Raw genomic sequence first — 19,088 nt, 5'->3', positions numbered from 1 at the left:
TGGCGTTTCCGGTGCGCAGGGGCCCAGACGGCGCCCAGCGGGGCGTCTAGAGGGCTGCCAGATAGGCCACCGCGTCCAGCATCCGCTCGCCGGCCGCCCTCAGCTCGGGGACTCCCGGCCCGGCGCGCAGCACCTCGCGGGCCACCGCGGGCAGCAGCTGGCCGGGATGCGCCCCACCCAGCCCGGCGAGCGCCTCGGGCCGGCCGCCCTGCACCCCCAGCCCCGGCACCAGGACCGGTCCGCCCAGCGCGCTGAGGTCGGGTGCCTCGAGGACCGTCGCGCCCACCACCACGCCGACGTATCCGGGCCCGGCCGGCGTGGCGGACTTGTTCACCACCGCCGCCTGGTCGACGACCAGCTGGGCGACCGTGCGGCCGTCGAACGTGGCGCGCTGGACGGTCGCCCCCTCGGGGTTGGAGGTGGCCGCCAGCACGAACACGCCACGATCGTGCGCGGCGGCGGTCTCAAGCAGCGGCCGCAGCGAGCCGAACCCCAGGTATGGCGAGGCGGTCACGGCGTCGGCGGCCAGCGGCGAGTCTCCCGCCCAGGCGGCGGCATACGCCGCCATCGTGGTGCCGATGTCGCCGCGCTTCGCGTCGGCCAGAACCAGCACGCCCACCGACCGCAGGGCGGCGATGGTGCGTTCCAGCACTGCGAACCCGGCGGCGCCGTAGGGCTCGAAGAACGCCACCTGGGGCTTGACGACGGCGAACCCGGCGAACGCCTCGACGCAGATGTCGCAGAACGCGGCCAGTCCGTCGGCGGTGGTCGGCAAATCCCACGCGCGTAGCAGCTCGGGGTGCGGGTCGATGCCCACACACAGCGGGCCGCGTTGCGCCTTGGCCTCGGCCAGCCGGAGGCCGAACCGCGTCACCGGATGCCCTCGCTTGGTGCGGCGCCCTGCCCGATGAGGCTGTGCAGTTCTTGCAGGGACCGCACGCCGATGTCGCCGCGGATGCCGGCCTCGATGCCCTGGATGGCGGCCGACGCGCCCTGCACCGTCGTGACGCAGGGGATGTTGACCGACACCGCGGCCGAACGGATCTCGTAGCCGTCGATGCGGGGGCCGGAATTGCCGTAGGGCGTGTTGATCACCATGTCGACCTCACCGGCCTTGATCGCGTCGACGGCGGACACCGCCGGGCGGCCCGGCTGCGCCGGCTCGAAGTGCTTGCGCACCTCGTCGCAGGGAATCCCGTTGCGGCGCAACATCTCCGCGGTGCCCTCGGTGGCCAGGACGCGGAAGCCCAGGTCGGCGAGGCGCTTGACGGGGAACACCAGCGACCGCTTGTCCCGGTTGGCGACCGAGACGAAGATGGTGCCCTCGGCCGGCAGCGACCCGTACGCGGCGGTCTGGCTCTTGGCGAAGGCGCTGCCGAAGTCGCGGTCGATGCCCATCACCTCGCCGGTCGACTTCATCTCGGGGCCCAGCAGTGAGTCGATGGCGGCCCCGTCGGCGCGGCGGAAGCGGTGGAACGGCAACACCGCCTCCTTCACCGCGATCGGGGCGTTCTGCGCCGCGTGGGCGCCATCCCCGGAGGCCGCCAGCAGGCCTTCGGCGCGGAGCTGGGGAATGGTGGCGCCCAACATGATCCGGGCGCACGCCTTGGCGAGCGGGATCGCGGTGGCCTTGGATACGAACGGCACCGTGCGGCTGGCGCGCGGGTTGGCCTCCAGGACGTAGAGCACGTCGTCCTTCAGGGCGTACTGCACGTTGAGCAGCCCGATCACCCCGATGCCATGCGCGATGGCCTCCGTCGCGTGGCGCACCTTCTCGATGTCGCTGCGGCCCAACGTGACCGGCGGCAACGCGCACGCCGAGTCACCGGAGTGGATGCCGGCCTCCTCGATGTGCTCCATGATCCCGCCGATGTAGACCTCGCTGCCGTCGCACAGCGCGTCGACGTCGATCTCCACCGCGTCCTCGAGGAAGCGGTCGACGAGCACCGGGTGTTCGGGTGAGAGCTCGGTGGCGCGGGTGATGTAGCCCTCCAGCGTCTCCTCGTCGTAGACGATCTCCATCCCGCGTCCGCCCAGCACGTATGACGGTCGCACCAGCACCGGATAACCAATCTCGTCGGCGATCCGGCGAGCCTGCGCGAAAGTCGTTGCCATGCCATATTTCGGCGCCGGCAAGCCGACGCCCAGCAGCACGTCGCCGAAGGCGCCGCGGTCCTCGGCCAAATCGATCGCCTCCGGCGGGGTGCCCACGATCGGGACCCCGGCGTCGGCGAGGCGCTGCGCCAGCCCGAGCGGGGTCTGGCCGCCCAGTTGCACGATGACGCCGACCACCCCTGGGCCGGCGCCGGCCGACTGCTGCTCGGCGCGGACCACCTCGCAGACGTCCTCGAACGTCAGCGGCTCGAAGTACAGCCGGTCGGCGGTGTCGTAGTCGGTGGACACCGTCTCGGGGTTGCAGTTGACCATCACGGTCTCAAAACCGGCCTGGCTCAACGTGGTTGCCGCGTGCACGCAGCTGTAGTCGAATTCGATGCCCTGCCCGATGCGGTTGGGTCCGGACCCGAGGATCAGCACCTTGGGCCGCTCGGTCTGCGGGGCCACCTCCGTCTCGGCCGCCGGGTCGAGTTCGTAGCTGCTGTAGTGGTAGGGCGTCTTGGCCTCGAACTCCGCCGCGCAGGTGTCCACCGTCTTGTACACCGGGTGGATGCCCAGCCGCGAACGCAGCGAGCGCACGCCGTTCTCCCCCGCCAACTCGGGCCGCAGCGCGGCGATCTGGCGGTCCGACAGCCCGTTGTGCTTGGCCCGGCGCAGTAGGTCGGTGTCGAGCACCGGGGCGTCGAGCAGCTCGGTGCGCAGCTTGCCCAGCTCGCCGATCTGGGCGACGAACCATGGGTCTACGCCGCTGGCCTCGGCCACCTGCTCGACCGAGGCGCCCAGCCGCAGCGCCAATTCGATGTCGTAGAGCCGGCCCTCGGTCGCGGTGCGCAGCCGGTCGAGCACCTCGTGGACGTCCCCGTCCGGGTCCGGCTTGGTCCAGAAACCCGCGCGGGTGGTCTCCAGCGATCGCATCACCTTGCCGAGCGCCTCGATAAAGTTGCGGCCCAACGACATTGCCTCGCCCACGGACTTCATCGTGGTGGTCAGGGTGGGGTCCGCCCCGGGAAACTTCTCGAACGCGAACCGCGGCGCCTTGACGACGACGTAGTCGAGTGTGGGCTCGAAGCAGGCCGGCGTTTCCTTGGTGATGTCGTTGACGATCTCGTCGAGGCTGTACCCGATGGCCAGCTTGGCCGCGATCTTGGCGATCGGGAAGCCGGTGGCCTTGGACGCCAGCGCGCTGGACCGCGACACCCGGGGATTCATCTCGATGACGATCAGCCGGCCGTCGGTCGGGTTGATCGCGAACTGGATGTTGCAGCCGCCGGTGTCCACCCCGACTTCGCGCAGGATCGCGATGCCCAGGTCCCGCATCCGCTGGTATTCCCGGTCGGTCAGCGTCATGGCCGGCGCGACGGTGACCGAGTCACCGGTGTGCACGCCCATCGGGTCGAAGTTCTCGATCGAGCACACCACGACCACGTTGTCGTTGCCGTCGCGCATCAGCTCGAGCTCGAATTCCTTCCAGCCGTAGATCGACTCCTCGATCAGCACGTTGGCGCTGGGGCTTTCGGCCAGGCCGGCGCCGGCCATCCGGTCGACCTCCTCGACGGATCGCGCCATGCCCGAGCCGAGGCCGCCCATGGTGAAGCTGGGCCGCACCACGACCGGCAGGCCGAGTTCATCCACGGTCTCGCGGACCTCTTCCATGGTGAAACACACTCGGCTGCGGGCGGATTCACCGCCGACCTTGGCGACGATGTCCTTGAACATCTGCCGGTCTTCGCCGCGCTGGATGGCGTCGATGTCGGCCCCGATGAGCTCGACACCGTGCCGCTCCAGCGCCCCGTTCTCGTACAGCGCGACCGCGGTGTTGAGCGCGGTCTGCCCGCCCAGCGTGGCCAGCAGCGCGTCGATCTTGTTGCCGCGCTCGGCCTGCTGGGCGATCACCCGCTCCACGAACGCCGGGGTGATGGGCTCGACGTAGGTGTGGTCGGCGTACTCCGGGTCGGTCATGATGGTGGCCGGATTGGAGTTGATCAGGCTGACCTGCAGCCCCTCCGCTCGCAGCACCCGGCAGGCCTGGGTACCGGAGTAATCGAATTCGGCCGCCTGGCCGATGACGATCGGCCCCGAACCGATCACCAGCACGTGACGCAAGTCGGTGCGACGCGGCACTAGCGCCCCCTTTCGCTTTGTTGGGCGGCCATCAGCTCGATGAATTGGTCGAACAGGTATTCCGCGTCGTGGGGCCCGGCGGCGGCCTCGGGGTGATACTGCACCGAGAACGCCCGCCCGTCAGCGAGTTTGACGCCCTCGACCACACCGTCGTTGGCGCAGGTGTGGCTGACGACGGCCTGCCCGAACGGCGTGTCGAAGGATTGGCCCGCCTCGCCTTCCAGCGCGAAGCCGTGATTTTGTGCGGTCACCGCCACCCGCCCGGTGGCGTGGTCCATGACCGGGATGTTGATGCCGCGGTGACCGAAGACCATCTTGTACGTGGACAGGCCCAGCGCCCGGCCCAGGATCTGGTTGCCGAAGCAGATGCCGAACAACGGTATCCCGGCGCCCAGCACCTCGCGGGTGAGCGCGACGACGTGGTCGGCGGTCGCGGGGTCGCCGGGACCGTTGGACAAGAACACGCCGTCGGGCTTGATGTCGGCGATCTGCTCGAAGCTCGTCGACGACGGCAGCACATGGCTGCGGACGCCGCGGCGCGCGAAGTTCCGTGGGGTGTTGGTCTTGATGCCCAGGTCCAGCGCGACCACCGTGAAGCGTTGCGGTCCTTCGGGTTCCACGATGTAGCGCTCCGGGGTGCTGACCTCGCCGGCGAGGTCGGCACCCAGCATGGACTGCTGCCCCCGCACCCGCTCCACCAGCTCGGCCGGATCGGCGAGCGCCGCACCGGAGAACACCCCCGCCTTCATCGATCCGCGGGTGCGCAGGTGGCGCACCACCGCCCGGGTGTCGATGCCGGCGATCCCGACGATGTGCTGGCGCACCAGCTCGTCCTCCAGGGTGCCGGTGGCGCGCCAGTTGGACGCGCGCGGCGACGGGTCGCGCACCGCGTAGCCGGCGACCCAGATCTTGTCGCCCCGGCTCTCACCGTCCTCGGTGTTCCAGCCGGTGTTGCCGATCTGTGGCGCGGTGGCCACCACGATCTGCCGGTGGTAGCTGGGATCGGTCAGCGTCTCCTGGTAGCCGGACATGCCGGTGGAAAACACGGCCTCGCCCAGCGTTTCGCCGACCTTGCCGAACGGCGTGCCGGTGAAGACCCGCCCGTCCTCGAGTACCAGTAGGGCCTTGTTCGTCACGCTGCTTCCTCTTTCAGCCACTCGGCGTAGTCGTCGCGGTGGTTGGCGCGAAAGCCGGTGTCGATCTCGACTCCCGATGGCAGCCGCCACCGAATCGCCAATATCCCGATCCGGGCCGGCGCCCTGCCTCCCATGCTGCGCTCCATCCGGATAGCGCTGATCGAGTCCTCCGGAATCCAAATCGGTTTGGCCCGCAGCCGTTCCACCATGATTCCGCCGGAGTAGCGGGTCAGCACCCCTTTGCTTCGGTAACCCAGATCGCCGGCCGCGATCCGCTCGTTCCAATCCGGCGCCATCATGGAACCGCAATAGTGGCCGCGGGTGGTGGCGATCACCGCGCCCACCTGGTCGGGCACGTCGGGCAGGTCGCCGATCAGCTCCGCCTGCCGCAGCGAGCGGCGCCGCCAGCCGCGCATCATCAGCTGGATCACCACCGCGATCACCACCACCAGCACGGCCGCGAAGATCAGCGACCCCACCAGCGTGCCTGAATTCATACCGGGCACTTCCCGTCTCGAGCGGTGACCTTGCCGCGCAACAGGGTCGCCGTCACGGTGGCGGGCAGGGCCATCGACTCGAATGGCGTGTTGGCCGACCGGCTGGCCAGATCCGATCCGGCGACCGTCCAGGTGGCGTCGGGATCCACCACCGTCAGGTTGGCCGGCTCCCCCACTTCCAGCGGGCGGCCGTGATCGGGCAGCCCGACGATGCGCGCGGGGTTTTCACTCATCACCCGCGCGACGTCGCGCCAGGTCAACAGCCCGGGCGTCACCATCGTCTGCACCACGACCGACAGCGCGGTCTGCAGACCCAGCATGCCGGGTCGGGCAGCGGCGAACTCCACGCACTTCTCGTGCTCGGCGTGCGGGGCATGATCGGTGGCCACACAGTCGATGACACCGTCGGCCAGGGCCTGGCGCAACGCCACCGCGTCGGCGGCCTCGCGCAGCGGCGGGTTGACGCGATTGCGGCCGTCGTAGCTGGCCAGCCTGCCGTCGTCGAGCATCAGGTGATGCGGGGTGACCTCGGCGGTGATCGAGATCCCTTGTTCCTTGGCCCATCTCACGATCTCGACGGTGCCCGCGGTGGACGCGTGGCAGATGTGGACGCGGGCGCCGGCGTCGCGCGCCAGCAGCGCGTCGCGGGCGACGATCGATTCCTCGGCGGCCCGCGGCCATCCCGAAAGCCCCAACCGGGCGGCGGTCGGTCCCTCGTGGGCGACGGCGCCGACGGTCAGCCTGGGTTCCTCGGCGTGCTGGGCGATGAGCACCCCCAGGCCGGTGGCGTACTCGAGGGCGCGGCGCATCACCAGCGGGTCGTGCACGCAGATGCCGTCGTCGGAGAACATCCGGACCTGGCCGGCCCCGGCCGCCATCATGCCCATCTCGGTGAGCTCGGCGCCGGCCAGTCCGACGGTGACGGCGCCGACGGGGTGCACGTCGACCAGGCCGACCTGTTGGCCGCGGTGCCACACGTGGTCGGTGACCACCGGGCTGTCGGCGACCGGGTTGGTGTTGGCCATCGCGAACACCGCGGTGTAGCCGCCCAACGCCGCTGCGGCCGAACCGGTTTCGATGTCCTCGGCGTACTCGCGGCCGGGTTCGCGCAGATGGGTGTGCAGGTCGACCAGTCCCGGCAGCAGCACGTGACCGGTGGCGTCGACGACGTCCGCGGTGTCGGGAATCTCAAGGCCCGCACCGATTTCGGCGATCTGGCCGTCATCGACCAGCACGTCAACCCGATCGCCCTCGCCGTACAATCGGACCCCGCGGATCAGCACGCTCATGCCACGCCCTCTTCTCCTGCGGATTCCGCTCCCACCAGCACATGGAACAGCACCGCCATGCGCACGTGCACACCGTTGGAAACCTGTTGCAGCACGGCCGATTGCGACGAGTCGGCCACCGACGACGCGATCTCCATGCCGCGCAGCATCGGCCCAGGGTGCAGCACTGCGGCGTGGCCGGGCAGCATGGCCTGGCGGCGATCGGAAAGCCCGTAGCGGGCGGAGTATTCGCGCACCGACGGAAAGAAGCCGCCGTTCATCCGCTCGGCCTGCACCCGCAGCATCAACACGGCGTCGGCGGCGGGCAACTCGGCGTCGAAGTCGCCTGTCACGGTGACCGGCCACCCGTCGACCCCGACCGGCAACAGCGTCGGCGGCGCCACCAGCACCACCTCGGCGCCCAGGGTGTTCAGCAGCATGACGTTGGAGCGGGCGACCCGGCTGTGCAGGATGTCGCCGACGATCACGATGCGCCGGCCCTCGATGCCGCCCAGGCGCTGGCGGATGGTGAGCGCATCCAGCAGCGCCTGCGTCGGGTGCTCGTGGGTGCCGTCCCCGGCGTTGATCACCGACGGCCCGGAGTCGTTGCCGGCGCACGTCCAGTCGGCGAGCAGGTGCGCCGCCCCGGACGCCGGATGACGGATGATCAGCGCGTCGGCGCCGGCCGCCCGCAGTGTCAGCGCGGTGTCGCGCAGCGACTCCCCCTTGCCCACCGACGATCCGGCCGCGCTGACGTTGATGACGTCGGCGCTCATCCACTTGCCGGCCACCTCGAACGACACCCGGGTGCGGGTGGAGTTCTCGTAGAACATCGTGATCACGGTGCGGCCGCGCAGCGTCGGCAACTTCTTGATCTCGCGGCCCACCAGCGCCTCGGCGAACCGGTCCGCGTCGTCGAGGATGGCGGTGGCCTCGTCGCGGCTCAGGTCGCCGGCGGCCAGCAGGTGACGCGTCATCGCGAGATCACCACCCCGTCGCGACCGTCCTGCTCGGACAGCAGCACGTGCACGCTCTCGCCGCGGGAGGTGGGGACGTTCTTGCCGACGTAGTCGGCCCGCAGCGGCAGTTCGCGGTGGCCGCGGTCGACCAGTACCGCCAGCTGCACCACCCGCGGACGGCCGACGTCGCGCAGCGCGTCCAGCGCGGAGCGCACCGAGCGCCCGGAGTACAGCACGTCGTCGATGAGGATCACCAGCGCGTCGTCGATGCCGCCGGCGGGGATCGAGGTGGCCTCGAGCGGCCGCGGGGGCTTCTGCATCAGGTCGTCGCGGTAGAGGGTGATGTCGAGCCCGCCGTGGCCGACCTGAACACCGCTGTACTCGGCGATGTTGGTGGCCAGGCGGTTGGCCAGGATCACGCCGCGGGTCGGGATGCCCAACAGCACCACCCGCGGCGCGTCGGGATTATCCAGAGCGGTCTTTTCGATGATCTGGTGTGCGATACGGGAAATGGTGCGACCCACGTCGGCCGCCGACATCAATTCCCGGGATTCGCGGCCCACGCCGCTCTCACCCAAAGCACCCATACGAGACTTGACCTCCTTCTCCGCCTCGCCGGACGGATCGTTAAAGGATGTCGACTGCCCGGCAGCGTAGCACTTCTTCGAAGGCGTGACGGCGCGCGGCACGGGTGGCGCCGTCCCCCAAGGCCCGCTGCGCCCCACCCGTCCCAGGTGTCCCGCCGCGCTCGGGTTTCGCCCACCGCAGCGAAGGGACTTCGACCGCGCTACCCGCTAGTCTCAGTGCGCAGCCGCCGCTAGGTGCAGGGGTATTGCCCGTTGAGCAGACAATTCGACGGCGGCGTGAAGGAACCGCTCACCACGCCTCTCAGGCCACCCGTGGCTGAACCACCCGGTGCGATACTGCGATTCCAGTTCGCGGGGGTGAGAACGAAGTGGGTGCCCGATTGGGTGATGGTGCTGTTCCACGTGTGCACGACGGATTGTCCCGCCGGCATGTCGAAGTCAAGCCGCCAATCGGTCAGCGGCGCCATGCTCAAGTTGGTGACGGTGAAGTTGGCGATGAAACCGGTCTGCCACGCATGTTCCACCGACAACGTCGCCGACGCCGCAGCCGCATGAGCCGCGGGGCTCACGGCGAGTCCCATCGCACCAACCAGCAGTGCCGACACGGATACGTGAACCGCTGCGCGCCAGCGCTTCACGTATTTGCTCAGTTCGGCCATAGCAGCCAACAGTAGAACCACGCGGCCGAGATGGGCCGGCGCAGCGCGGGCATGCTGCCGGACCTTTGCCCAACCGAAACCGTCATGAAATTTTGGCCGGGAGGCAACGGCGCGCTGGCCTGGGGACGGGCAGGATTCGTGGCCGCCGCACTGCGCCGCCAGCAGTATGACCTACCGCGTGCTGAACCGGCGAGCACCCTGGGTGAATGAGTGAATAGCGCCCCATCCGGTGACCGAACTAAAATCAACCCACGCGATCAGCATGATCAACGCGGCTATCGGTGGTGCCGCATCGAACGGGGGGCTCGCCCCCTGTGCGCCGTAGGCAAGGGCTGAGGATGCAAATCGTATTACTGATCTCCGGCGCCGCATTCATCGCCGCGGCGTTGGCCGTTACCATCCGCCGTCTCGTTCAGTCGCCACCGCGCTCGAAGCCCAGAGCTGCGACGTGCGCCACCGTGTTGCAGTTGGTAGCAGTTGCGGCATTCCTGGTGTTGGCCGCTCAGAACATGCACAGCCACAAAACAATTTTCTGGTTGCAAGTGGCAACCCTCGCGTTGATGGCGATCAACGTTGTTGTGACCCTGGTGCTACAGGAAAAGCCTCAGAAGCCTTCAGCGTAGGGGCGCCCTCTCAGTTGCGGCGGCTGCGTTTCCACCGAGCCTTCAGAGTCGCCTTGCCTAGTCGCCTCAACGGTGATGTCTCATCGGCCCGCTGACGATCTCTGACCAAACCTGCCGCTCGCCGCGGCGGCGGGATTTCGGACCGGGTCTTCGCCCGCGGCCGAGAAGACAGTACGTTCGGGTGGTGAGGAGCGAGGAGTTCTGGGTCAACCGCCGCGATGCCGGTGACGCGGTGGTGTTGCAGGTCAGTGGTGTGGTGGACATCATCACCGCGCCCTCGCTCGCCACGCACATCGACATTGCCCTGGCCGACACGCCCGCGGTGCTCGTCATCGACCTCACCGAGGTCGACTTCTTGTCCTCTGCCGGCATCACCGTGCTGGTCGAGGTGCGTCGCCTGACCGAGAACAGCCCGACGTCGCTGCGGGTGGCCGCCGACGGCTCCGCCACCAGCCGGCCGCTGCGCATCGTGGGCCTCGACGAGTTCATCGACCTCTACCCCACCGTGGATGAAGCCTTGGCCGCGGCTCCCCCGGGCCCGACGCTAACCTGATTCGGGTGAATCTCGACGCCAATGCGGCCTCCATCCGCGAAGTGTGCGACGCGGGCCTGCTCGCCGGTGCGCTGACGCTGGTATGGCAGCGCGGAGAAGTGCTGCAGGTCAACGAAATCGGCCATCGCGATGTGGACGCGGGCCTGCCGATGCGGCGCGACACGCTGTTCCGGATCGCGTCGATGACCAAGCCGGTCACCGTCGCGGCGGTGATGAGCCTGGTCGACGAGGGCAAGCTGACGCTGAAAGACCCGATCGTGCGCTGGGCGCCCGAGCTGGCCGACGTGCGGGTGCTCGACGACCCGCACGGCCCCCTGGACCGGACGCATCCGGCGCGGCGCGCCATCCTCATCGAAGATCTGCTCACCCACACCAGCGGCATGGCCTACGGATTCTCGGTGTCCGGGCCGATCGCCAAGGCCTACGTGCGGCTGCCGTTCAACCAGGGCCCGGACGCCTGGCTGGCCGAGCTGGCCAAGCTGCCGCTGGTGCATCAGCCGGGCGACCGACTCACCTACAGCCACTCCATCGACCTGCTGGGCGTCATCGCGGCACGCATCGAAGACAAGCCGTTCCACCAGGTTCTCGACGAACGCGTGCTGGGCCCGGTGGGCATGCCCGACACCGGGTTCTTCGTGTCCCCCGAGGCGCGCCGGCGCGCCGCGACCATGTACCGGCTCGACGGGCAGGGCCAACTGCACCACGACGTGATGGGGCCGCCGCACATCACGCCGCCGTCGTTCCCCAACGCGGGTGGCGGCCTGTGGTCGACCGCCGACGACTACCTGCGGTTCGTGCGGATGCTGCTCGGCGACGGAGCGATCGACGGCGAGCGGGTGTTGTCACCCGAATCCGCCCGTCTGATGCGCACCGACCGGCTCACCGACGAACAGAAGCGGCACAACTTCCTCGGGGCGCCGTATTGGGTGGGCCGCGGCTTCGGCCTGAACCTGTCGGTGGTGACCGATCCCGCCAAGAGCGCGCCGTTGTTCGGGCCGGGCGGCCTCGGGACGTTCAGCTGGCCGGGTGCCTATGGGACGTGGTGGCAGGCCGATCCGAGCGCCGACCTGGTCTTGATCTATCTCGTGCAGAACCTGCCCGACATGTCCGCGGACGTGGCGGCGGCCATAGCCGGTAACACCTCGCTGGCGAAGCTCCAATCGGCGCAGCCGAAATTCGTCCGCCGCACCTATCAAGCGCTCGGCCTCTAGCGCCGTGGCCGATTACCCACCCGACCGCATCACCGGGCCGCGGCTGGTGCTGCGCCGGCCCGTGCTCGACGACGCCGGGGCACTCTTCCAGCGGGTGGCCCGCGACCCCGAGGTCACCAGGTACCTGATGTGGGCACCGCATCCCGACGTGGCGGCGACACGGCGGGTGATCACCGAAAAGCTCAACGCCACGGCCGACGAGCGGACCTGGGCGATCGAGCTGCGGCACAGCGGTGAGGTGGTCGGGCTGGCGAGCTGCCGGCGTCCGGTGCCGCACTCGGTCGAGATCGGTTATTGCCTGGGTCGACGGTGGTGGGGCAAGGGTCTGATGGCCGAGGTGCTCGACATGCTGTTGACCGCGCTCGACAGCGACCGGTCGGTGTATCGGGTGTGGGCCACTTGCAATGTGGAAAACGAGCGTTCGGCGCGGTTGCTGCAACGGGCCGGTTTCGTGTTGGAGGGCCGGCTGGCCCGCCACGCGGTCTACCCCAACTTGGGGCCCGAGCCGCAAGACAGCCTGCTCTACGCCCGGATTCTGCGCTGAGCACGGTGTGCGTCCAGGGCGGGAGTCACCGGCGTGTCGCCGCTTTGAACGCACACTGAAAAGCCGGTTACCCGGCTTCGTCCAGCGCCCGGCGCGCGTAGGCCCGCACGTCGGCGTCGCTGTCCTTGAGCGCGATGCCCAACGCGTCACGGGCAGCGGGTTGATCCGCCCAGCGGGTCAGGCTCAGCACGGCCGCCTTGCGCACGTCCAGGTGGGCGTCGGCGAGCGCCTCGGCCAGCGCCGGGACCGCGACGTCGGCCGACGCGCCCGACAGCGCGCGCGCCGCGCCCTCACGCACCTGCCATGCCGGTGCGCGTAAGGCCGCCGCCACGGCGGCGACATCGTAGGCGCCGCAGCCAATTTGGCCCAGCGCGGTCAGCGCGGCCGCGCGCACCAACGGGTCGGGGTCGGCGATCAGCGCGCTGATCGCCCCGCCGCCGCCGCGCAGCGTGGCCAGGCCGGCGGCCGCCGCGATCCGGACCTCCCGGCTCTCGTCGCGGGTGGCGGCGATGACCCCGGCCACGTCGTCGACGGACACCAGCGCCCGCACCGCCTCGATCCGCACCCGGTGGTCGGGATCGGTCAGCGCGCGGCGGTAGTCCTCGGCGTCGCCGACGCGGCGCGCGGCCAGCACGTAGAGGGCGGCCGCTCGCACCACCGTGTCGCCGGAGTCCAAGTGCGACCGGACCTCGCCGGGGTCGGGCAACACCTCGACCAGCTCGCGGATCCCGTCGGCGCCGGTGCGGCGCACGGCGGCGTCGGCGTCGTCCAGCGCGGCGATCAGGGTGGGCGCGTACCCGTCGGGAATGTGCTCGGTGAGAGTGGCCACGGCCGTGCGGCGCACCCCCGGGTCCGGATCGGCCAGGTACGGCCGCAGCCCTGCGATCGTCGGCTCCTCGAGGGCGAGGACCTCCGCGATGCGCGGCGACGGCGGCTCGAAACCCGCTGGGGCGAGTTCGATTCGGGATCGGGCGGTGTCCGGGGCCTGGCCACCGACCAGCGGCGGCTGCTCCACCTCCTGCACGGTCTGGTCGGCGGGCGGCAGGCCGTCCAGCTCCGGCACCGGCACGAAATAGGGGGCCACCGGCCGCTTGAGGAACACCATCGCGCCGTCGACGTCTTTGCGTAGGTTGAGGTGGTAGCCCCATGCGCTGTCGTCCCGGCCCGGCAGGTCGGCACGATCGTGGTAGAGCCCCCACCGCGATTCGGTCCGCGTGAGCGAGGAGCGCGCGGCCATCTCGGCGCAGTCCCGGATGAAGGACACCTCGACGGCGCGCATCAACTCGTGCGGGTTCCTCGCCCCCATGTCGGCGATCTCCGCGCGCATGCGGTCGAAGGTGCGCACGGCGATGGACAGCTTCGCAGCCGTCTTCGGCGGCGCCACATAGTCATTGACGAACCGCCGCAGCTTGTATTCGACCTGCGGTTGCGGCGGCCCGTCCGGATGGCGCAACGGCCGGTATATCAGCTCGTGCGCGGCGCGCAGCTGGTCTTGCGGGAGTTGTTGCGGCGCAGCGATATCCGCGCTCGTGGAGGCGGCATCGGTGCCGGCGAGGTCGCCGAAGACGAACGCCCCGATCATGTAGTTGTGCGGGACACAGGCCAGGTCCCCGGCCGCGTACAGCCCGGGCACCGTGGTGCGGGCGTGCTCGTCGACCCACACTCCCGACGCCGAATGCCCGCTGCACAACCCGATTTCGGAGATGTGCATCTCGATGTCGTGGGTGCGGTAGTCGTGCCCGCGGTTGGCGTGGAACGTGCCCCGGGTCGGCCGTTCGGTGGTGTGCAGGATGTTCTCCAGCGCGGTCAGCGTCTCGTCGGGCAGGTGGGAGACCTTGAGGTAGATGGGTCCGCGGGCGGAGTCGATCTCGCTCTTAACCTCGGACATCATCTGACCCGACCAGTAATCGGAGTCCACGAACCGCTCGCCGTGCGCGTTGACCTGGTAGCCGCCGAAGGGATTGGCCACGTAGGCGCACGCCGGGCCGTTGTAGTCCTTGATCAGCGGATTGACTTGGAAGCACTCGATTCCCGACAGTTCCGCGCCCGCGTGGTAGGCCATCGCGTAGCCGTCGCCGGCGTTCGTCGGGTTTTCGTACGTGCCGTAGAGATAACCGGACGCCGGCAGGCCCAGCCGCCCGCACGCCCCGGTGGCCAGGATCACCGCCTTGGCGCCGACGGCAACGAATTCGCCGGTGCGGGTGTGCAAGGCGGCGGCGCCCACGGCGCGGCCGCCGGACGACAGCACCCGCACCGGCATCAGCCGGTTCTCGATGCGAATCCGCTCCCGCATCGATCTTTGCCGCAGCACCCGATACAGCGCCTTCTTGACGTCCTTGCCCTCCGGCATGGGCAACACGTAGGAGCCCGACCTGTGCACGCGGCGCACCGCGTACTCGCCGTGTTCGTCCTTCTCGAACTTCACCCCGTAGCGTTCCAGCCGCTGCACCATCGCGAAACCACGGCTGGCGGTCTGATAGATGGTGCGCTGGTTGACGATTCCGTCGTTGGCGCGGGTGATTTCGGCGACGTAGTCCTCGGGTTCGGCCTTCCCGGGTATGACGGCGTTGTTGACGCCGTCCATGCCCATCGCCAGCGCGCCGGAGTGTCGCACGTGGGCCTTCTCCAGCAGCAGCACCTGCGCGCCGTGCTCGGCGGCCGACAGCGCCGCCATGGTGCCGGCGGTGCCGCCCCCGATGACCAGCACGTCACAGTCGAGGCGCACGGGTGTGGCCGGGTCGGGGATATCCATCATGCCGCCACCAAATCCCCAAGGCCCGCAATGACTTCCGCGCGCAGTTCGGCCCTGGGCCGGTCGGTCCGGGGATCGGGCACGTCGATCGACGCGCGCAGCGGCTCGCCGGCGCGGCCCAGCACGACGATCCGGTCGCCCAGCGTCAGCGCCTCGTCGACGTCGTGGGTGACGAAGACGATCGTCGTCGGATGGGTGCGCCAGGTGTCGATCAGCAGCCGCTGCATGGCGGCCCGGGTCTGGGTGTCCAGGGCGCCGAAGGGCTCGTCCATCATCACCGCGCGCGGCGCGCCCGCCAGCCCGCGGGCCAGCTGGACACGTTGGCGCATCCCGCCGGACAGGCTCTTGGGCAGGAAATGACCGAAACCCGCGAGCCCGAGCTCGTCGATCCAGCGTTCGGCCTGTGCGCGGCGGGTGGCGCGGGGTTCACCGCGCAGCCGCAGCGCCAGCTCGATGTTGGACCGCACCGTGCGCCACGGCAGCAGCGCGTTGTCCTGGAAGACCATGCCGCGGTCGCCCGAGGTCGAGGTGACCTCGACGCCGTCGGCCAGCACCCGGCCCTCGTCGGGCCGCAGCAGGCCGGCCAGGGCGCGCAACAGCGTCGACTTCCCGCAGCCGGACGGCCCGGTCAGCACCAGGATCTCCCCCGGGCGCACCGTCAGGCTGAGCCCGTCGATCACCGGGGTTCCGGTGTAGGACAACCGAACCGCGTCGAGCTCCAAACCGATGGCTTTCATCGCTGCCCTTCCTGTGCGCGGGGCAACCAGCGGGTCACCCGCCGGCCCACGAGTTCGACGGCCGCCGAGGTGGCGAACCCGAGCACGCCGATGGTGATGATGCCGACGAACACCTGGGGGTAGGCCAGCACGGTGTAGTCCTGCCAGGTGCGGTAGCCGACGCCGAGCCGGCCCGAGATCATCTCGGCGGAGACGACGCAGATCCAGGCCACCCCCATGCCGACCGACAGCCCCCCGAACACGCCGGGCAGGATGCCCGGCAACACCACCTGGGCGAGCACCTCCCACCGGCCGCCGCCCAGCGTGCGCACCGAGTCCTCCCATAGCGTGGGCAGCGCCCGCACCGCGTGCCGGGTGCTGACCATGATCGGGAAGTACGCCGCGAGGAACGTGATGAACACGATGCCCGCCTCGTCGGTAGGGAACAGCAAAATCGCCACCGGCACCATCGCGATCGCCGGGATGGGGCGGGCCAGCTCGGCCAGCGGACCGAACACGTCGGCGAACAATTGCGAACGGCCAAGCAGCACACCGGTGGCGACGCCGACCGCGGCGGCCAGGCCGAAGCCGGTGAGGATGCGGATCAGCGACTGCGCCAGGTCAAGCCAGTACTCGCCGGCCCCGAGCCGACGGTGCAGCGCATGCACGATCTGCGTGACGGTCGGCAACGTGTCGAATCGCAGCAACAACCGCACCTTGCCGGCGGTGAGCAACTGCCACAACCCGATTGCGGCCGCGACCGACACCAGCCGCAGCAACCGCGACGGCCATGGCGAGGCCGATCGTCGCGGCCGCGCGAGCGTGGGTGTCGAGATCACGCCAAAGACTTGGTCTGTCACCACTTCGGCGGTCATACCGAACCTCCCAATGCCTGTTGGTAATTCATGACGGCCCCACCCGGGTGCCCGGCGAGGTAACGCTGCGCCCCGGCCTGGGTGCCGAACGGCAGATAGTTCGGACCGTCCTTGACCCAGACCGCCTTGTCGGCGAACCACCGGGTGCCCAGTTCGGCGTCCGGAACGTAGGCCGCGCGGACCTTGCCCCCGTGGGCGGTGGCACCGGCGACCGCCCGCAGCAAGCCGGTGGGGTTGGCGACCGTTTGAGTCGTGTCGGCCCCGTCCAGCCACAGCTCGCTGGCCACCGCCGGATCGCCCGCCAGGACGGACGGGTTGCTGGTTCGCGCGCGGGCCGCGGCGTAATCCAGTCCGCGGGCGGCGAACACCGCGCGCAGCGGATCGTCCACGGCGAACTTGGTGACATCGAGGTCGGCGAAGTCGCCGATCGACTTCAGATAGGGCACATCGCTTTTCAAGGCCTCGACGAATGCGGGTTTGAGCGTGGTGTCGAACGACGTTCCGCCGGGGCCGTTGTACAGGTACACCACCTCCTGCGGCAGCCCGCTGGCCTGGGCGACGACGCGGGCGGCCTCCAGCGGCTTGTCGTTGAGGAAATCGGTGGCGTCCAGTTGCGCCTGCAGGAACGCCGCCAGCACCTCCGGGTGCGCCGACGCGTAGGCGCGCCGCACCACCACACCGTGCAAGGTGGGCAGGTTCAGCTCGGCGCCGTCGTACAGCAGTTTGGCCTTGCCCTGGTACACCAGCAGCCCGGGCCACGCGACGAACTGCGAAAGCCCCTTCACCTGACCGGATTCCAGCGCGGAGGCGCCGACCTGCGGCTGCTGGTTGAGCACCTCGACACCGGTGATGCCGGCCCTGCCCAGCGCCCGGACCAACGTCCCGTGGCCCGCGGATCCCACGCTGGCCGAGACCTTGCTGCCGGCCAGGTCGGCCAGCCCCGTCGCGGGCGAATCAGGCTGCACCACAACCATGTTCAGTGCACCCTTGGGGTTGTAGCCGGTGATCGACACCATTTCGGTGCGAGCCAGGGGGTTGGCCTGCGTCTTGGAGCCGTTGATGAGCATCGGGTAGTCGCCCATCGAGCCGATGTCGATCTTCTCGGCGAGCATCTGGGCGGTGATCGGGGCGCCGGTGTCGTAATCCTGCCAGCGGACGGAGTATTTGGTTCCCGTTCGGGTGGTGATGTCGGCCAGCCGGTGCTCGAGGTAGCCCTGCGCACGCAGCAGCGTGCCGGCGGTGACGGTGTTGATGGTCTTGGATTGGTATCCCACCACGACGTTGACCACACCGGTGGATTGCGAAAAGGATTCCAGCGAGCACCCGGTGGTGAACACGGCGATCGTGAGCGCCACCGAAAGCAGCCGGATGGCTTGCTTTTTCATGGGGTTTCTTCGGGTTCAGCGGAGGAGGTAGGGCATGTTGACCGTGACGGCGCCGGTCGGACAGCGAGCCGCGCAGGGGCCGCAGTACCAGCACTCGTCGACATGCATGTACGCCTTGCCGGTGTCGGGGTTGATCGCCAGCGCGTCCAGCGGGCAGACCTCGACGCACAGGGTGCAGCCATCGATACACAACGACTCGTCGATCGTCACCGGCACGTCGGCCCGGGTGTTGTGGATCAACGTCATGTATCGCTCCTCATCAGGTTGCCGCGCATGGTGATTCGATCGCCACGCATCCGGATGTACTCCAAGTCGACGGGGGTGCCGTCGGCGAGACTCGTGACCCGCTCCAACATGAGCAGCGCCGCACCGTCGGGCACCTGCAGGGTGGCCGCGGAGTGCGCGTCGGCGGGGATGGCCTCCAGCGCCAGGGCCGCCGAACCCAGTCGCTGCCCGCTGACCTCCTCGATGAGCGCGAACAGGTCGTTGGTCTCCAGCGGGTGACCCAGCACCCGGGCTCCGACGTCCGGGGTTAAATAGGTCAGGTCGAGGCTGAGCGGCAGGTCGCCGAGGTATCGCAATCGCTCGATGAACACCGCCTGGTCGCCGGGTTGCAGCCGCAACCGGCGGGCCACCGACGGCGGCGCGGTGACGGGCATCGCGGCACGCACCTCGTTGCGCACCTCGCCGAGGTTCTTGAACGTTTCCTTCAGGCCGAGCAGCGTGTCGAGGCCGTGCTCGTATTTGCGCTGGGCGACGTGAGTGCCGACCCTGGGGCCGCGGTCGATCAGACCCTCGTGCTTGAGCACGGCGAGCGCCTCGCGGATGGTGTTGCGCGACACCAGGAATTCGGCCGCTAGCTCCTGCTCGGCCGGCAACCCGTCGGGGTAGGCGTCGGCGTGGATCTGCTGGCGCAACACGTCGGCCACCCGGCGGGCGCGGTCGGCCCGGGGTCCGCTGCTGATCGGTTGCGCCACGCGGCCACGCTAACCCAGCTCACGGGCGTTTTTTCGGCTAGCGATGCGGGTGCGCGACGGCGCCTCGGTGCATTGCGCCGGCCGTTGTTCGACGGCGACCAGCCGAAACA

Annotated in this window: 18 protein-coding genes; 4 read left to right on the top strand and 14 right to left on the bottom strand. The window is 69.5% G+C overall.

From position 1 onward, the window contains the following. Window positions 1–46 precede the first annotated feature (46 nt). From pyrF to A5750_RS19670, 8 genes are all read right to left on the bottom strand, one after another. Window positions 47–874, bottom strand: a complete 828-nt coding sequence (gene pyrF, locus A5750_RS19705) for an orotidine-5'-phosphate decarboxylase (protein WP_066945154.1) — start codon at window positions 872–874, stop codon at window positions 47–49. Next, window positions 871–4,236 carry a carbamoyl-phosphate synthase large subunit gene (gene carB, locus A5750_RS19700; RefSeq protein WP_067265139.1) on the bottom strand — a complete coding sequence of 1,122 codons (3,366 nt, stop codon included), beginning with the start codon at window positions 4,234–4,236 and terminating at the stop codon, window positions 871–873. Before carB ends, pyrF begins: the two co-directional genes overlap by 4 nt. Further along, window positions 4,236–5,372, bottom strand: coding sequence for a glutamine-hydrolyzing carbamoyl-phosphate synthase small subunit (gene carA, locus A5750_RS19695; protein ID WP_066945160.1), 1,137 nt, complete (start codon window positions 5,370–5,372; stop codon window positions 4,236–4,238). Before carA ends, carB begins: the two co-directional genes overlap by 1 nt. Beyond that, entirely contained in the window at window positions 5,369–5,869 is a 501-nt protein-coding gene (locus A5750_RS19690) for a transporter (protein ID WP_066945163.1), read from the bottom strand. Before A5750_RS19690 ends, carA begins: the two co-directional genes overlap by 4 nt. After that, entirely contained in the window at window positions 5,866–7,158 is a 1,293-nt protein-coding gene (locus tag A5750_RS19685) for a dihydroorotase (protein ID WP_066945166.1), read from the bottom strand. The genes A5750_RS19690 and A5750_RS19685 overlap by 4 nt, the downstream gene beginning before the upstream one ends. Further along, complete coding sequence (locus A5750_RS19680) at window positions 7,155–8,114, bottom strand: aspartate carbamoyltransferase catalytic subunit (RefSeq protein WP_066945169.1); 960 nt, start codon at window positions 8,112–8,114, stop codon at window positions 7,155–7,157. Before A5750_RS19680 ends, A5750_RS19685 begins: the two co-directional genes overlap by 4 nt. Beyond that, window positions 8,111–8,683 (bottom strand): bifunctional pyr operon transcriptional regulator/uracil phosphoribosyltransferase PyrR, encoded by a 573-nt coding sequence (gene pyrR / locus A5750_RS19675; RefSeq protein WP_067265137.1) that lies wholly within the window; start codon window positions 8,681–8,683, stop codon window positions 8,111–8,113. The genes A5750_RS19680 and pyrR overlap by 4 nt, the downstream gene beginning before the upstream one ends. Window positions 8,684–8,913: 230 nt before the next feature. After that, window positions 8,914–9,342 (bottom strand): cellulose-binding domain-containing protein, encoded by a 429-nt coding sequence (locus tag A5750_RS19670; protein ID WP_066945175.1) that lies wholly within the window; start codon window positions 9,340–9,342, stop codon window positions 8,914–8,916. A 338-nt stretch (window positions 9,343–9,680) separates the two neighbouring features. On the opposite strand from A5750_RS19670, the gene A5750_RS19660 reads away from it, so the two are divergent. The 4 genes from A5750_RS19660 to A5750_RS19645 all read left to right on the top strand — a co-directional run bounded on the left by A5750_RS19660 (window position 9,681) and on the right by A5750_RS19645 (window position 12,273). Beyond that, on the top strand, window positions 9,681–9,965 hold the full coding sequence (locus A5750_RS19660) for a hypothetical protein (protein ID WP_156659100.1): 285 nt from the start codon (window positions 9,681–9,683) through the stop codon (window positions 9,963–9,965). 184 nt (window positions 9,966–10,149) lie between these two features. Next, window positions 10,150–10,518, top strand: a complete 369-nt coding sequence (locus A5750_RS19655) for an STAS domain-containing protein (RefSeq protein WP_197505473.1) — start codon at window positions 10,150–10,152, stop codon at window positions 10,516–10,518. Window positions 10,519–10,523: 5 nt separating this feature from the next. Next, a complete protein-coding gene (locus A5750_RS19650; RefSeq protein ID WP_067265131.1) occupies window positions 10,524–11,729 on the top strand; it encodes a serine hydrolase in 1,206 nt (401 codons plus the stop codon). 4 nt (window positions 11,730–11,733) lie between these two features. Then, the gene (locus tag A5750_RS19645) at window positions 11,734–12,273 is read left to right on the top strand and encodes a GNAT family N-acetyltransferase (RefSeq protein WP_066945190.1); all 540 of its coding nucleotides are present in this window, start codon (window positions 11,734–11,736) and stop codon (window positions 12,271–12,273) included. Between the two features lie 67 nt (window positions 12,274–12,340). Here the strand turns inward: A5750_RS19645 and A5750_RS19640 are convergent, their stop codons facing one another. The 6 genes from A5750_RS19640 to A5750_RS19615 are packed head-to-tail and all read right to left on the bottom strand — an operon-like array spanning window position 12,341 to window position 18,978. Beyond that, a complete protein-coding gene (locus A5750_RS19640) occupies window positions 12,341–15,028 on the bottom strand; it encodes a fumarate reductase/succinate dehydrogenase flavoprotein subunit (protein WP_067265127.1) in 2,688 nt (895 codons plus the stop codon). Next, window positions 15,025–15,762, bottom strand: a complete 738-nt coding sequence (locus A5750_RS19635; RefSeq protein ID WP_067265124.1) for an ABC transporter ATP-binding protein — start codon at window positions 15,760–15,762, stop codon at window positions 15,025–15,027. Before A5750_RS19635 ends, A5750_RS19640 begins: the two co-directional genes overlap by 4 nt. After that, entirely contained in the window at window positions 15,759–16,616 is an 858-nt protein-coding gene (locus A5750_RS19630) for an ABC transporter permease (protein WP_067265120.1), read from the bottom strand. The genes A5750_RS19635 and A5750_RS19630 overlap by 4 nt, the downstream gene beginning before the upstream one ends. Further along, window positions 16,613–18,001, bottom strand: coding sequence for an ABC transporter substrate-binding protein (locus A5750_RS19625; protein ID WP_067265117.1), 1,389 nt, complete (start codon window positions 17,999–18,001; stop codon window positions 16,613–16,615). The genes A5750_RS19630 and A5750_RS19625 overlap by 4 nt, the downstream gene beginning before the upstream one ends. A gap of 15 nt (window positions 18,002–18,016) precedes the next feature. Beyond that, window positions 18,017–18,247 carry a ferredoxin family protein gene (locus A5750_RS19620; protein ID WP_067265113.1) on the bottom strand — a complete coding sequence of 77 codons (231 nt, stop codon included), beginning with the start codon at window positions 18,245–18,247 and terminating at the stop codon, window positions 18,017–18,019. Beyond that, window positions 18,244–18,978 carry a GntR family transcriptional regulator gene (locus A5750_RS19615; protein ID WP_067265109.1) on the bottom strand — a complete coding sequence of 245 codons (735 nt, stop codon included), beginning with the start codon at window positions 18,976–18,978 and terminating at the stop codon, window positions 18,244–18,246. The genes A5750_RS19620 and A5750_RS19615 overlap by 4 nt, the downstream gene beginning before the upstream one ends. Window positions 18,979–19,088: the final 110 nt, after the last annotated feature.

Origin of the sequence: Mycobacterium sp. 852002-51613_SCH5001154, assembly GCF_001667425.1 — a bacterium.
Taxonomy (GTDB): domain Bacteria; phylum Actinomycetota; class Actinomycetes; order Mycobacteriales; family Mycobacteriaceae; genus Mycobacterium.
This window is presented reverse-complemented; position numbering and strand designations above follow the sequence as displayed.

Coding starts and splice junctions, on each gene's coding strand:
- A5750_RS19690 (WP_066945163.1), bottom strand. CDS start 5,869: ATGAATTCAGGCACGCTGGTGGGGTCGCTGATCTTCGCGGCCGTGCTG.
- A5750_RS19620 (WP_067265113.1), bottom strand. CDS start 18,247: ATGACGTTGATCCACAACACCCGGGCCGACGTGCCGGTGACGATCGAC.
- A5750_RS19625 (WP_067265117.1), bottom strand. CDS start 18,001: ATGAAAAAGCAAGCCATCCGGCTGCTTTCGGTGGCGCTCACGATCGCC.
- pyrR (WP_067265137.1), bottom strand. CDS start 8,683: ATGGGTGCTTTGGGTGAGAGCGGCGTGGGCCGCGAATCCCGGGAATTG.
- A5750_RS19680 (WP_066945169.1), bottom strand. CDS start 8,114: ATGACGCGTCACCTGCTGGCCGCCGGCGACCTGAGCCGCGACGAGGCC.
- A5750_RS19670 (WP_066945175.1), bottom strand. CDS start 9,342: ATGGCCGAACTGAGCAAATACGTGAAGCGCTGGCGCGCAGCGGTTCAC.
- A5750_RS19640 (WP_067265127.1), bottom strand. CDS start 15,028: ATGATGGATATCCCCGACCCGGCCACACCCGTGCGCCTCGACTGTGAC.
- A5750_RS19630 (WP_067265120.1), bottom strand. CDS start 16,616: ATGACCGCCGAAGTGGTGACAGACCAAGTCTTTGGCGTGATCTCGACA.
- A5750_RS19635 (WP_067265124.1), bottom strand. CDS start 15,762: ATGAAAGCCATCGGTTTGGAGCTCGACGCGGTTCGGTTGTCCTACACC.
- A5750_RS19685 (WP_066945166.1), bottom strand. CDS start 7,158: ATGAGCGTGCTGATCCGCGGGGTCCGATTGTACGGCGAGGGCGATCGG.
- A5750_RS19660 (WP_156659100.1), top strand. CDS start 9,681: ATGCAAATCGTATTACTGATCTCCGGCGCCGCATTCATCGCCGCGGCG.